Origin of the sequence: Nocardia takedensis NBRC 100417, from assembly GCF_000308695.1 — a bacterium.
In the GTDB taxonomy this organism is placed as follows: Bacteria; Actinomycetota; Actinomycetes; order Mycobacteriales; family Mycobacteriaceae; genus Nocardia; species Nocardia takedensis.
Window position 1 is genome coordinate 1 of the sequence record NZ_BAGG01000234.1, and the last position, 13,339, is coordinate 13,339.

Annotated in this window: 10 protein-coding genes and 1 pseudogene; all 11 read left to right on the forward strand. The window is 66.2% G+C overall.

The window, feature by feature from the left end; translation table 11 throughout:
• Positions 1–805: phosphoadenosine phosphosulfate reductase domain-containing protein (locus ON30_RS28945; RefSeq protein WP_040712430.1), on the forward strand; the 805-nt coding region annotated here is incomplete at its 5' end.
• Between the two features lie 189 nt (positions 806–994).
• A complete protein-coding gene (locus tag ON30_RS28950) occupies positions 995–1,303 on the forward strand; it encodes a hypothetical protein (protein ID WP_169334962.1) in 309 nt (102 codons plus the stop codon).
• 124 nt (positions 1,304–1,427) lie between these two features.
• The gene (locus tag ON30_RS28955) at positions 1,428–2,237 is read left to right on the forward strand and encodes a class I SAM-dependent methyltransferase (RefSeq protein ID WP_157183906.1); all 810 of its coding nucleotides are present in this window, start codon (positions 1,428–1,430) and stop codon (positions 2,235–2,237) included.
• A gap of 387 nt (positions 2,238–2,624) precedes the next feature.
• The gene (locus ON30_RS38600) at positions 2,625–4,139 is read left to right on the forward strand and encodes a site-specific integrase (protein ID WP_157183907.1); all 1,515 of its coding nucleotides are present in this window, start codon (positions 2,625–2,627) and stop codon (positions 4,137–4,139) included.
• On the forward strand, positions 4,136–5,995 hold the full coding sequence (locus tag ON30_RS28970; RefSeq protein WP_157183908.1) for a hypothetical protein: 1,860 nt from the start codon (positions 4,136–4,138) through the stop codon (positions 5,993–5,995). The genes ON30_RS38600 and ON30_RS28970 overlap by 4 nt, the downstream gene beginning before the upstream one ends.
• Complete coding sequence (locus ON30_RS36495; protein WP_051030109.1) at positions 5,992–8,205, forward strand: hypothetical protein; 2,214 nt, start codon at positions 5,992–5,994, stop codon at positions 8,203–8,205. The genes ON30_RS28970 and ON30_RS36495 overlap by 4 nt, the downstream gene beginning before the upstream one ends.
• The gene (locus tag ON30_RS36500) at positions 8,138–8,581 is read left to right on the forward strand and encodes a hypothetical protein (protein WP_051030110.1); all 444 of its coding nucleotides are present in this window, start codon (positions 8,138–8,140) and stop codon (positions 8,579–8,581) included. Before ON30_RS36495 ends, ON30_RS36500 begins: the two co-directional genes overlap by 68 nt.
• Before the next feature lie 241 nt (positions 8,582–8,822).
• On the forward strand, positions 8,823–10,049 hold the full coding sequence (locus ON30_RS28985; protein WP_040712442.1) for an ABC-three component system protein: 1,227 nt from the start codon (positions 8,823–8,825) through the stop codon (positions 10,047–10,049).
• On the forward strand, positions 10,036–10,518 hold the full coding sequence (locus ON30_RS28990; protein WP_040712445.1) for a three component ABC system middle component: 483 nt from the start codon (positions 10,036–10,038) through the stop codon (positions 10,516–10,518). The genes ON30_RS28985 and ON30_RS28990 overlap by 14 nt, the downstream gene beginning before the upstream one ends.
• Complete coding sequence (locus tag ON30_RS28995; protein WP_040712448.1) at positions 10,515–12,473, forward strand: DUF3732 domain-containing protein; 1,959 nt, start codon at positions 10,515–10,517, stop codon at positions 12,471–12,473. Before ON30_RS28990 ends, ON30_RS28995 begins: the two co-directional genes overlap by 4 nt.
• Positions 12,474–12,752: 279 nt before the next feature.
• Positions 12,753–13,339: pseudogene (locus ON30_RS29000) on the forward strand (hypothetical protein); the annotation flags it as partial.

Sequence of the window (13,339 nt, forward strand, 5' to 3'; positions counted from 1 at the left end):
GGGCGGCAAGGACAGCCAAGCGATGCTGGATGTCCTGGTCGAGGTGTTCCACGGCCTCGGCGTGCTGGACCGGGTCACCACCGTCCACGCCGACATGGGCCGAGCCGACTGGCCGGGCACCTCGGCGCTCGCGAGAAGCCATGCCGCGCATTATGGGCTGCGCCATGAGACCGTGGCACGCAACGGTGGGGACCTCCTCGACCGGGTCGCCGAACGAGGCAAATGGCCTTCGCCTCGAATACGCTGGTGCACAAGTGATTTCAAGCGTTCTACCTGTCGGCGGGTGATCACGACGCTGGTCGCGGAGTCCCGGGCGTCCGGGATCACCGATCGCCCGGTGCGGGTGTTGAACATCATGGGCCACCGCAGCGGAGAATCGCGTGAACGCGCGAACAGAGCGCCGTTCGTCCATGAGCGCGGCCGAACCTGTCTGTGCCGTGAGTGTAGTGACGCGCGCACGGCGGGCGATCCGCCCAAGGCCACGGTGTCGAATTCGCGGCGAATCATCGATACCTGGCTGCCCATCCACGGGTGGGACCTCGAGACGGTGTGGGCGCGGATCGCCGCGGCGGGCACCCGACCCCATATTGCCTACAGTATGGGTTTCGCCCGCGCGTCGTGCATTTTCTGCATCTACTCACCTCGCTCGGCGCTGGTGCGGGCCGCGCGCCTGCATCCTGAACTGGCTGCCAAATACGCTGCGGTCGAGGCCCGTATCGGGCACCGTTTCCGGCCCGAGGTGTCCATCGCCGAGGCGATCGCCGAGGCCGCGACAGCCGACCAGCGCGGTCGCTGCACCGCCTGAAAGACTTCGAACACCACATGTTCAGCGTCCAGTCGCGCGCTCCTCGAGACCGGCGCTGTGATCGCTCGACGAGCCTACGGCCAACGCCGCGTGGTACGACACGGGGCACGGCAGCCGCGTCACGTCGAGGTGCGCGTGCGAGCGCGGGCGAATCGGCCGCGTCCGGACCGTTCGAGCTGTCTCGACACCGTGGTCTCGGTCGTGGGCGGGGTGCACGTGCGCCACGGCGAGCGCTGTCTGCACGGTGAACCGCGCCGCTACCTGTGGCGGTACGCGGGTGCCCTGCACGTCGGAAGCCTCGCCGACTACGCCGTCTTCTTCGACACCCTCGACCCCGAGGACCAGCGCCGACTCGTCCGCACCGGTGATGAACTGCGGACCTGGACCGACACCTACCGCCTCCGCATCACCATCACCCTCGGCGCGGCCTTCGCCGGTCAGGTTCGCTTCACCGCGGCCGACGAATGGAGCGAGACGCTGCTCCACTCACCGGCCTGAAACCGCTTCGGGATTGCCCCGCGCTCGGCTGGCTGTCCCGCCCGTCGCTGTTGGTCCAGGGCTATCCGCTTCCGGGGCGCTGTCGGTGCTGTCCGTGTCCGTTCCGTATGAAAGGTGACCATCGATGGCTGTGAGAACGTCGGTCTCGGTGCCCGAGTTCGCCCGCGAGATCCTGGCTCGGTCACGCGTCGAGGGCAACAAACTGTTCCTGACCGACCGGCTCAGCGTGTCCGATTACCGCAAACTCAACAAGGTCCTCGAGGCGATGGGCGGACAGTGGGACCGCCGGGCCCGCGCCCATGTCTTCCCCGACGACCCGACCGAGACCATCGCCGCGGCCGTGGCGCGCGGCACGACCCCCAACACCGACAGCAAGGTGCTCGCGGCGTACTTCGCCACACCCGAGGCTCTGGCTCGGCTCCTCGTGGAGGGTCCGCACTCCGATATCAGTGCACTCGCCCCGGGCGCTCACGTCCTCGAGCCCTCCGCCGGCGGCGGCGCGCTGGTGCGCGCGATCCTGGCGGCCAACCCCGGGATGCGGATCACCGCCGTGGAGCCCGATCGCGAGCGTGCCGCGGCCATCGACTACGACCCGCGCGTCACGGTAGTGATCGCCGAGTTCGAGGAATTCGCAGCAGGGGCCACCGATCGGTACGCGGGAGTGGTGATGAACCCGCCCTTCGCCCTGCCCCACAGGCCGACGGTGTGGATCGACCACTTCCACACCGCCTGGAACCTCCTGGCCCCTGGGGCACAGCTGCTGAGCCTGGCACCCAACGGCTACACCTACCGCACAGACCACGCCCACCGCGCGGTGCGTGAAATCGTCACCGCCCACGGCGGTCACGAGGTCCTGCCCGCCGGGTCATTCACCACCTCCGGCACCGGTGCCGCCACTGTGCTCCTGCACGCCCGCCGACCCGCCGAAGTCTGACCCACCCGCCGCACGCGTCACCGAACCGTCGCCGCGGCAGCCGAACCCGCGCTCCGTCACCGGAAGGAGGAATTCACATGGTCGATGACACCGCAGGGTTGTTTCCTCTCGCGACGCTTTTCGACGACGATGCGGTGCCGGTGTGCTGGTCGTTCGGGCTCGGTGTCGACAGCGCGGCGGGGGTGACCCGCACGCTGCTCGACCCAGGGTTCCGGCCGCCGGAACTGCGTGGTGATCTGTCGAATCTGGTGGTGATGGTGGCCCAAACGGGCGACGTTCTCTACCCAGTCCACTCGTGTTGTAATCCGTTCTCGATGAGAGCTTTCCGCCGACTCATCTCTTCCTCGTCCCGGCGGAGTCAAGTCGGAATTGAGCATTGGAGGTCCGGTGGACGAGACAAGGCCCGAGCACGGAGTGGCGGAGGGATGGCAGCTCTACTTCGTTGGCACCGACGGTATTCCGCCGAATGTCGTGGCGGATCCGGTGGTGGTGCGTTATCGCGGTGTGCTGGAGCGGGCGGCTGGGCGGGTGAGGGTGGGGCAGCCGGTGTTCTTGGGGCCTGGTGGTGTTCCCGATGTCCGGGTCAATCGCTGGTTCGTCAGCGATGAACTGGGCAACGCTGGTCGTACGACGTGGCGCAAGTATGCCTACAGCTTGTTAGTGTGGCTCAATTTTCTTGTTGCTTACGGTGTTTCGTGGGATCGTCCCGGCAGAGATGCTCAGTCGGCGTTCAAGGTGTGGCGATTGAGCGATGCACGCAATCCCAGCCGGGTGGCCCCCGGGACCTACGAGCACAACCTGATCGCGCTTCGCCTGTTCTACAGGTGGGCATCCGGCGAGTTCGGCATCCCCGATCCCATCCGGGTTCGGCCGCGACGCGGATCGGATGACAGGTACGGCAGTGAACCGGTGACGGCGCCGGCGGCGAGCCGGGATCGCAACGTGAAGTGGTTCGATCCGGACGGTTACCGGCGTTATCGGGATGTCGGTTTGATGGGGTTCGCGCTCGACGGCAGCGAGGATCCGGGGTTCCGGGGCCGCAACTCCCAGCGCGACGGCGCGTTCGCCGATGCACTGTATGGGACTGGTCTGCGGTTGTCGGAGATGGGATCGCTGTTGACGCTCGAATTGCCGGCCGATGATCCGCACCGCGTATACACGACCTGTCGTCTGGCGGACGAGTGCGCCAAGGGCGGTCGAGGACGCGACTATTGGATGCCGCGCCGCACGCTGGTGGAGGTTCTGGGCTATATCGAAGGTGAGCGGGCCCGTGCCGTGCGCCGCGCTCAGCGCGCCGACCGTTACCGACGCCTCGCGGACGCACGGGTCATCGTTTCGGTCTCGGCGTCGCGGCGGGTTCGGTTGCAGGGGTTCGACGGCAGGGTTTCGGAGGTGTCGTTGGACGCGCTGGGCCTCTCGGAACGTCGCCGGTTGCTGGTGGAGGGCGCCGACGGTCTCGAGCCCGCGGCGGTGTGGCTGAACGAGGACGGTCTGGCTCGTGATCCGCACGGATGGGAGCACACCTTTTCTCAGGCCAACGCGCGGCTGGCACGGTTGGGGCTCGTCGGGTTCGCGGGTGCGCCGCACATGTTGCGCCACAGCTTCGCTCTGCGCTGGTTCTCGGTAGGTCGGTTGGCCTATCAAGAGCGGGTCGCGCATCTGAATAAGCAGGAGACCAGGGATTTTCGTGAGCAGTTCGGGGATGCGTGGGATCTGGTGCAGCTGATGCTCGGTCATGTCGACCCCCGCTCGACCCGACACACCTATCTCGAGCCTTTCCGCGGTCTGGGAGTCGAGTTGCTGTTGCTGCACGCCGCCGAGGAGTCGATCTCGAAACTGATGCGCGCGGTGTTCCACCGTGACGGTCGGGTGCTCACCGATCCGGTCGGGACCCTCCGGTGAGCAGGGGACGACGGGCGGCGATGCCGGAGGCAGGATATGTTGCCCCGCAACGACTGTTCGATGACGGTCACCGGTGCGTGGTGCGTTTCGTGGCCGAGCGCGGTGGCCGACCGATCGATTTCGACTTCACGAGATTGCCGGTCAGCGACGAGCTGCGAGTCTCGTTCGCCCGCGCGTTCGAAGCGCACACCGGTCCGGAAGGGCGGGTGAAAGCGGCCGGCTCGGCGCGCAACACCTTCGCACTTCTGCTGCGGTTCTGTGAGGTGTTGGCCGGGCGTGCTCGACCGCCACGCTCGGCGGCGGATCTGAGTCCGTCGCATCTGGACGAGTTCCTGATGCGACGCTCGGGTTTGGCGTCGTCGGGGATGGATGTCGGGGTTCTGCGGTCGTTGCTGGTCGAGGTCGAGGGATTGACACCGACGTTCACGGCCCGCTGCGCGCAGCGAGTCCCGGTGCGCCGTAACAGCTTCACCGCGCACGCCAGCTACAGCAAGACCGAGGAAGCACGGATCCTGCGCGCTGCCCGCGACACCGCTCGTGGTGCCGCGGTCCGGATCCGAACCAACCTCGACCTATTGGCGCGGTGGCGGGACAACGACACAGAACTGGTAGGCGATCCGGTCCGTGCGGAGTACTGCGAATTGCTCGATCACGTCGAGCGGGCCGGGGATGTCTACGCGCTGCCCGGGGAGCAGGGGCTACGGCGCGTGGCGCGCCACGGCGGCGCGCTGGCGGTCAACACCGCAGTGCATCTGGACTGGCGTGAGGTCGCCGCGTTCACGGTGTTGTTGGTTCGGTTGACCGGCCAGAACGGCTCGACGATCTACAACGCCCCCGCGGCGCACCATCGCCCCGACGGCTACACGGGGCCGATCGCCTCGGCGCAGGTCGACCTGGTCAAACCCCGCCGGGGCCGCCGGGCCCACATGACCTCGGCGTTCACCGATCTGCCGGTGTGGGCAGATACCGGCGCCCGCGCCGACGGGACCGTCTCCGCGTTCGACGAGTTGCACACTCCGTTCGGCGTGTACACGCTCGCACACGAGTTGACCAGTTCCGCGCGTCGCATTCTCGGTAGCGACAGACTGTTCGTGTACTGGAATCCGACGTCCGGTAAAGGATTCAAGACCCCGGATCAGCAAGGGTTGGCCGGGAACTGGGGACAGGAGCTGATGCTCGACACCGATCCGGACCAGGACGGACAGACCGCGGCACTCGGAGTGTCGTTGGCGCGGCTGCGGGCCACGCACGCCGCGCGCGAGCAGCGCCCTGTCGCGCACACCACCAGCACACTGGCCGACACCTACCTGCGTCGAGACCGCTCCAGCGTGGTGGAGTACCAGCGATTGGTCGCCGAGGTCTTGACCGCCGAGGCGGGCAAGGCGCGCTCTATGGGCGCCATACCGCAGCTCAGCGCCTCCGATCTGGAACAGGCCGGCCGTGAACCGGGCACGGTCGCGGCCCGCTTCGGCGTCAGCGAGGCGGTGTTGCGGCTGTTGGTGGCCCGTGACGCGGACACGGTGCTGGCCGCGTGCACCGACAACCTCAACAGCCCCCATACCGAGCCCGGTCGCGCGTGCACGGCGTCGTTCCTCAAATGCCTGGACTGCCCCTGCGCACGTGCCCTGCCCCACCACCTGCCCGTCCAGATCGCGGCACACGAGCTGCTGGATCGACGTCGAACACAGATGACCGCGCTGCGGTGGGCGCAGCGTTTCGCCTATCCCTTCGGCCAACTCGACGAACTGCTGACCCGAGCCGGCGACACCGCGGTCGAATGCGCCCGCGCCGAAATCGGCCCCGACCATCACGCGCTGGTGGCGCGATTGTTCGACAAGGAACTGGATCATCGATGACCCGACCCGCTCGATCCGCCGTACTGCGCGCCGGGGGCTTTGTCCTCGACCCCGACACGCCGGTACTGTTCAACCGCCCACTGCGCCCCGACGCGCGTCCCGCCGATCTGTCCCTCTTCGCTGAGGACCGCTGGAAGCTCAGCCCCGCCATCCACGAGAAACACTACGGGTCGAAGAGTTTGAACTTCGCCCTCGTACCCGAATCGTTCCGTCTGATCGCGAAAGCGTATGTGTGGCTGGAACTCAACGGCGACCACGACATGACCGTGCTGCGTCGCGCCAGCCTCAAAGGACGGCTGTCGGTGTTCTCGATGCACAATCACCTGCGCATGCTGCGCGTTCTGCTGGATTGGCTGGACCAGCACGCGATCACCACCCTGGACGCGGTCACCAGCACCGATCTCGACCGATTCCTCGACGCCGTCCGGGATGCGCCGATGCGCGAAGCCGACCGCGTCGATGTGATCCAGGCCGTGCGGCGGCTGTGGGCGATGCGCGAGGCCCTCCCACCCGAGGCACGACTGCCCGAAGAACCACCCTGGAACGGGAAAGAGGCCCGGTACCTGCTCGGCCCGCTGCGGCGCCCTGCGGTGAACCTGACCCCACGCATCCCCGAAACCACGATGAGTATGATGCTGTGCTGGGCACTGAGATTCGTCGAGGACTTCAGCGACGACATCACCGCCGCCCGCGCCGAATATCGCACTCTCGTCGGCCGCACTAGACCGACCTTCCCCTCGCCGACATCCAACCGGCGTGCCAGCTTCGCGGACGCTGTCGCTCGAATCGATACCCTCATCGGCGAGTTCTGCTCCAACGGTGAGTCGTTGCCCGGCAGACGAACCGCCGACGGGGCCCTCGAACCGCACTGGGCGCATCTGGGGCGTTTGACCGGCCTGGACTACCAACTCCTCGAACGCGAAGGACCACATCGCAAGTCCATCCTCGACGCGAGAATACCCATCGCCGAGAGCACCTACCTGCACCACCGACCGACCGGGCTGCTCGAGGGGCGAGTGTGGCAGTCCCGCATCGACTACGACGACGTCAAGAACTTGGTGCACGCGCTCTACGCCGCCTGCTTCACCGTGATCGCCTACCTGTCGGGTATGCGGCCCGGAGAGATACTCAGTCTCGAACGCGGTTGTGTCACATACGATCCGATCAGCCGATTGTGGCTGCTGCGGGGCCTGAAATGGAAGAACGCCACCGACGCCGACGGGACCAAGATCCCCGAAGGTGTGTACCGCGAGGACCCGTGGGTCGTCATCGAACCGGTCGCCCGCGCGGTCGCGGTGCTCGAAGGGCTCACCGACACCACGGTCCTGTTTCCGGCGCGTCTGGTGTGGACCCGCAAACCCCACGACCGCGACGGCGCCCGGACCACACCCGAAATCACCAAGGACCTGGCGCGTTTCACTAACTGGGTCAACACCTACTGCCGCGACCACCACCGCACCGACACCATCCCGACACCGGCGCGCGCGATAGCGCCGTCCCAGTTCAGGCGCACCCTTGCATGGTTCATCTGCCGCCGTCCCCGCGGGCTCGTCGCCGCGGCCATCCAGTACGGGCACCTGCACGTCCAGATCACCCAGGGCTACGGCGGCAACTACGCCTCCGGATTCCCCGACGACCTGGCGTTCGAACGGTGGCTGGCCCGCCTCGACGAACTCGACGAAGCGGACCGCCGACTCGCCGACGGCGAACACGTCAGCGGTCCCGCCGCCGACGCCTACCGCACTCGAGTCGCCGGCGGCAGCTCCCGATTCGCCGGCCGCGTCATCCGCGGCGGCCGACAAGCCCGCCACATCCTGGCCAACCCGTCACTACAGATCTACCCCGGCAAAGGCATGACCTGCGTATTCAACGCCGCCACGGCTCTATGCGAGCTGGCACCCAGCGTCGACGACGCCCGCCACACCCCCGATACCACCGACTGTCGACCCACGTGCCGCAACATCGCCCGCACCGACACCGACATTACCGAACTCCGCGCCGAAGCCGACAACCTCCGTGCCGCTCTCGACGATCCCGCCAGCCCCCCCCTATCAGGCTGGCACGCCAACGACTACGACTGGACCATCTCGACAAGATCCTCGACCAGCACGACACCGAACGCGAGACAGGCACCGACCGGCCATGAACGACTTCATCGCGGAACCGGCACCCCCGGCCGAACTGTGCGACCGGCTCCGCGCCGCAGCTGATCGTCTGCTGGCCGGAACACCTCTACACTCCGACGGCAAGCTGACCATCCTGTCCCTCGCACAGGAAGCCGGGATCAAACGTTGGCTGCTGACCCACAAATACCCACACCACCTCAAAGGCAAATATCAAGCCGAATTCAAAGCCGCCGACCACAAATCCCGACCACTTCAAGCCGCCGAACACGACCTCGAGCACCTGCGGACCCAACTGCGAACCGAACGCGAACAGCGACGCCACTTCGAGCAACTCGCCCGCACCTACGCAATCATCATCGGCCAACTCGCCGACGAACTGGCCGACACCGCGGCCGAGCGCGACGCATTCCAGGCTGCCTCACCGGTCACGCAGCTGCCCCGGCCAGCGCAGCGGCCGTGACGGCCTCCGGCGGGGAAAGTCGTGTCGATGAGCAGTGCGCTAACATCGCGTCGAGAACCGCCAGACGCTGATTCGTCACTGCTCCAGACTGTTTCGCGAGCCGTCGGCGCAGTCAGCGGCGCTATTGTCGGCGGCCAGCTGGCACTCCTTAGAGGAGACGAGTTTGGCAATCCGTGTTCTGTCGGCGGTTCGCCCATGGAATGATTCCTGTATTCGGTAACCAGAGGGAGGCGGTGGCGGCATGAGCAGTTCTGGCAATCCTTTTGAGGCCTCAGCGTCAGCGCTCGGCTACCTCTACCAGCTCCGCGTGGCACTCCAGCGGTGTGTGGAGCTCTCCCGGGGCGGGATCGAGTGGAGTGTGGCGATCGAGGCGACCGACGATGTCCAGGCCCTTATCGGGTCGCGCACCGAGCTGACCCAGCTGAAGAAGCGCGCCGACAACGTGAGGCTGACGGACCTGTCGCCGGACCTGTGGAAGACGATCAGAGTATGGTCGCAGGCCGTTACCGAAAACCGCATCGACCTTGCCGAGACAAACCTCTACCTGATTACTACCGCAGAGCTGCCTGACGGCAGCGCAGGGTTCTCCCTACAGCCCGAGACCAGCGGATATCGCGACGAAAAAGCGGCCGACGTCCTCCTCGTCCAGGCCCGAAAATCCTCCAAGAGTGAGACTCTCGCCAAGGCGTTCGACGCATTCGACGCTCTCGATGAGCGACGCCGGGCCGAACTCATCAGCCGTATAGAGGTCATCGGTGACGCGCCGGGCATGGACGAAATCAGAGATGATCTGCTGGGCTACGCGAGTCTGGCCGTCGAACGACGCTTCGCCGAGCCCTTTCTTCAGCGCCTGGAGGGTTGGTTTTTCGAGCGGGCGTCCGCCCAGATGAGTTCCCCGGGATCGGATCCCGTGACCGGCGCCGAATTCGATGAGATGTTCACCGATCTGCGAAACCAGATCGGTGAACACAACCTGCCCATCGACCCCGATATCTTCGCGCTAACAGATGCTGATCCTGCTGCCGTCGATGCCTCCGACAAGGTCTTCGTCCATCAACTGCGGCTGATCGACGTGGGCGCGGAACGGATCGGTTATGCGGTGCGAGACTGGGTGCGGGCCTTCGCCCAGCGCTCACGGTGGGCCGACGAGAACCTGGTGCGCGCCGGGGAGATAGGTACCTACGAGCGCAGGCTCGTGGAGGAGTGGCAGTCGCGGTTCGCCGAGATGCGCGAGGACCTCGGCGACGAGGCCACCGAGGAAGAGATGAAGCATCAAGCAAAGCTGATCTACCGGTGGGTCGATCACGAAGCCAGGATGCGAATACGGCCCGGCTGTGAAGAGGTGTTCGTCACCAAAGGGTCGTACCAGATGCTCGCGGATGAGCTGCGAGTCGGCTGGCACCCGGACTTCAGTGCCCGCCTAGCAGCCCTGCTGGAGCCGACCGGAGCCGTTGATGGCCGATCTTGACCTGAGTCGAGAGGAGCGCGCCCTGTTTAACCCGGCCTTCACCGCACTCGTGTGCGTCCGGGCCGTGCAGGGCTATGAGACGAAGTACCGCGCCGCCTGCCCCCTTCCGGTCGCCGTGACCGCTGCGGTCATGGCTTTCCAGCCGTCGATCCGAGCGGTGCTGCCAGCCACCACTCGGACAGGTCTGATGGGCTGGCTCGACGAGAACCCGGCCGTCCGCGTAGCGATGAGCTTCAATGCCGCCACCCTCGCCTCCGTCATACGGCCGGGGCTGCTGTTTGCTCTTCAGAGTGGGGTGCTCAGGCTGCAAGGCTCCAGGCTTACCGTGGCACGGCGGACCGTAAAGGTCGTCGAGGACGGCCCCGAGCAGCACACCGCGATTCAGAAGGCTGCGCAACAGCTCGGGCGCTGGCTGCCCAGCACCGGCAGCATCAGCACTGTTCTGACACTCTTGGGGGTTCGAGCGTGAGCTTTCAGATCCAGGCAGTAACCGTCTACGGCAAGCAGCCCGGACAGGTCCGCTCGGTCCCCTTCCTTGCAGGCACCCTCAACATCGTCACGGGCGACTCCCGGCGTGGGAAGAGCGCGCTGCTGACGATCATCGATTACTGTCTGGCCAGCTCCGACTACCCCGTCAAGGCTGGCATAGTCCGCGAGTATGTGGGCATTTTTGCCGTCACCCTCGTCAAACCGGGCCAGCAGCTCTTTGTGGCTCGGCCTGCCCCCAACCGCGGAGCAGCAGTTAGCACGGTGCTGTGCATCCTGTCCCAATCCCCCGGCACCCCACCGCCCCCGTTGGAGCAGCTGTCCTTTACGACTCCGCTGGATGTTGCCAAGGACCTGCTCAGCGACTTCTCCGGGATCGACCGCACCGTCAAGGTCCCCGCGGTCGGCCGCGCCCAGACCATCGCCCCCTCGATCCGCCACGCGTTGTACTTCTGCTTCCAGGCGCAGAACGAGGTCGCCAACCCCGATCTGCTGTTCCATTCTCAAGGCGAGGAATGGCGCCCGCACACCATTCGCGGTGTCATCCCGTACTTCCTCGGTGCCGTCGATCCGGAACAGGCTGCGCTGCGCAACCGATTGCGACTGCTGCGCCGGGACCTCTCCGACCTCGAGACCAAACTCGCCCAAGGCCGCGACTTCGGCCCGGCTTCAGGCCAGGCTCAAGCCCTGCTGACCGAGGCGCTTGAGGCAGGGCTGATTCCACGTCGCGACCGCGAACCGACCGCCGAGGAAGTTTCCAGCCTGCTCCGCTTCGTCCTCGAGGGCAGGAGCCAGTTCGCGTCCGGAGAAGGCCCCGACAACGACGGTGATCCGATGGCCGACGCTACAGGCAGGCGTACTCAATTGCGCCGTGCCGTCGGACAGTCCCGCGCTCGCATCGCTGACCTCAAACGCGCGCTCGAGGAAAACGACGACTTCACCGGGCAAGCACACGAGCAGCGCGCCCGACTCTCGTCCCTTGGGCTGATGCGGGTGGACCGGGACACCTCCCAGGCGGCTCAATGCCCGGTGTGCGAGAGTCCGATCGCCTCGGCCAACAGCACGGTGGCTGCGATCATGCACGACCTCGAACGTCTCGACGGCGACCTCCAGGTCATCGGCAGCGACACACCGGCCCTGCAACAGCAACTGGCCCAGGAAGAGGAACAACTGCAGAGGCTGCGCGCAGCCCTCTCCCGCAACCAGGACGAAATCAACGAGATCAGCGCCGGGCTGCGCGCACTACAGCGAGAGTCGGACGACGCACAGCGCGCCGCCCACGTGCGCGGCCGCATCAGCTTGTACCTCGACACCACCGCTCAACACGTCAGCGCCCCACAGATCGAGGACCGCCGCGAAGACCTCCAGCAGCAGATCGCTGAACTGGAGGACCTCCTCAGCGACGACACCCAGGACGACCGGCTCACCAGCTACCTGTCACTGATCAATCAGAACATCCGCACCAAGGCGGCCGCGCTCGAACTCAGCCACGCAGACACGCCCATCCGTCTCGACATCAACCGACTGACCGTCATCGCCGACACCAACGACGGCCCAGTCCGGCTCGCCGACATGGGCAGCGCCGAGAACCACCTCGGCTACCACGTCGCCACGCTACTGAGCCTGCACGAGTGGTTCAGCGAGCACCGCAGCCCCGTCCCGCGGATCCTGATCCTCGACCAGCCATCCCAGGTGTACTTCCCACCCGACTACGGCGAGCCCACCCGCGACCTCAGCCAACTGCTGAAGGTCTACCAGACCATCGTCAACAGCACCCAAGCCCTCGACGGTACCCTTCAGGTCATCGTCGTAGAACACGCCGACCTGACCGACCCTCTATTCCATGATCACGTCGTCGAACGCTGGCGCTACAGCAACAACCAGGCCCTCGTACCTCCCGAGTGGATCACTGAACCGATCGACGACGAAGACGAGTAACCCCTGCACTCGACATATAACCTCGGCCAGCATTGAGCCAGAAGCCTTCCTAACTCAATGTGCGATTCCCGGGTCGCCTTGTCGCCCACGGGCGCGACTGCGGACCGAACGCCGGCAAGGACGCTGTCCAGGTCCACGTGTACTCCAAATTCTTTTCGCAGCCTGAGCAACAGAAGGTAGCAACAACACGGTTCTCGATAGAGAAGCGACGAGTGGCTATCGACCTGCAATCTGGTCGCCGAGCATATCCTGCCGTTGCTCGCCGCCCGTTCGGTACGCTTGGTCGAGGTCGCTCGCGCCGGACCGCGGGTCGCCGACGGGATCGTCGTCCTGCAAGACACCCGAGCTCCGACGCGGTTGCATCCCGATCCCGACGAGCACGGTTTCTACGCGCTCTCGGCCGAGCACCGCGCCAACGGCGTCATGCCCACCCTGAACGGTCGTGCCTGCTCAGCAAAGGCAAAGGGCCAGCCCCTCGATGCATGGCGGGCCACGAATCTGGGTCCGCGGCCCTACATCCACGCGGTGGGATTCGCCGCCGAGGAAACCGGGCGCATCGCGCGCGACACCTCGGTCACGATGAGCGGGCGACGTCACCCCATCTACCCGCTACACGAGGCGGGGATGACACGGGCGATGAGCCAGGGCTACCTGTTCGGACTGTTCGGGGTGTGGTGGCCGAAAAGTTGCTGCCGGCAGTGTTGTTTCGTCAGCGTGCCCAGCTGGCCCGACCAACTCGCCCGCTACCGCGCCCACCCCGAAGAAGCCTACCGACACCTGATCGACGAATACTGCGCGCTCGCGCTCAACGCCCGCAGCGGCCTGTTCGGGCCGGGTAAGTCGTTGCGCGACCGGCTCGCCGCCGA

Bases quoted from the DNA above. Each gene is read 5' to 3' on its own strand.
- ON30_RS28990 (WP_040712445.1), top strand. From the start codon at position 10,036: ATGGCCGATCTTGACCTGAGTCGAGAGGAGCGCGCCCTGTTTAACCCG.
- ON30_RS28985 (WP_040712442.1), top strand. From the start codon at position 8,823: ATGAGCAGTTCTGGCAATCCTTTTGAGGCCTCAGCGTCAGCGCTCGGC.
- ON30_RS36495 (WP_051030109.1), top strand. From the start codon at position 5,992: ATGACCCGACCCGCTCGATCCGCCGTACTGCGCGCCGGGGGCTTTGTC.
- ON30_RS36500 (WP_051030110.1), top strand. From the start codon at position 8,138: ATGAACGACTTCATCGCGGAACCGGCACCCCCGGCCGAACTGTGCGAC.
- ON30_RS28955 (WP_157183906.1), top strand. From the start codon at position 1,428: ATGGCTGTGAGAACGTCGGTCTCGGTGCCCGAGTTCGCCCGCGAGATC.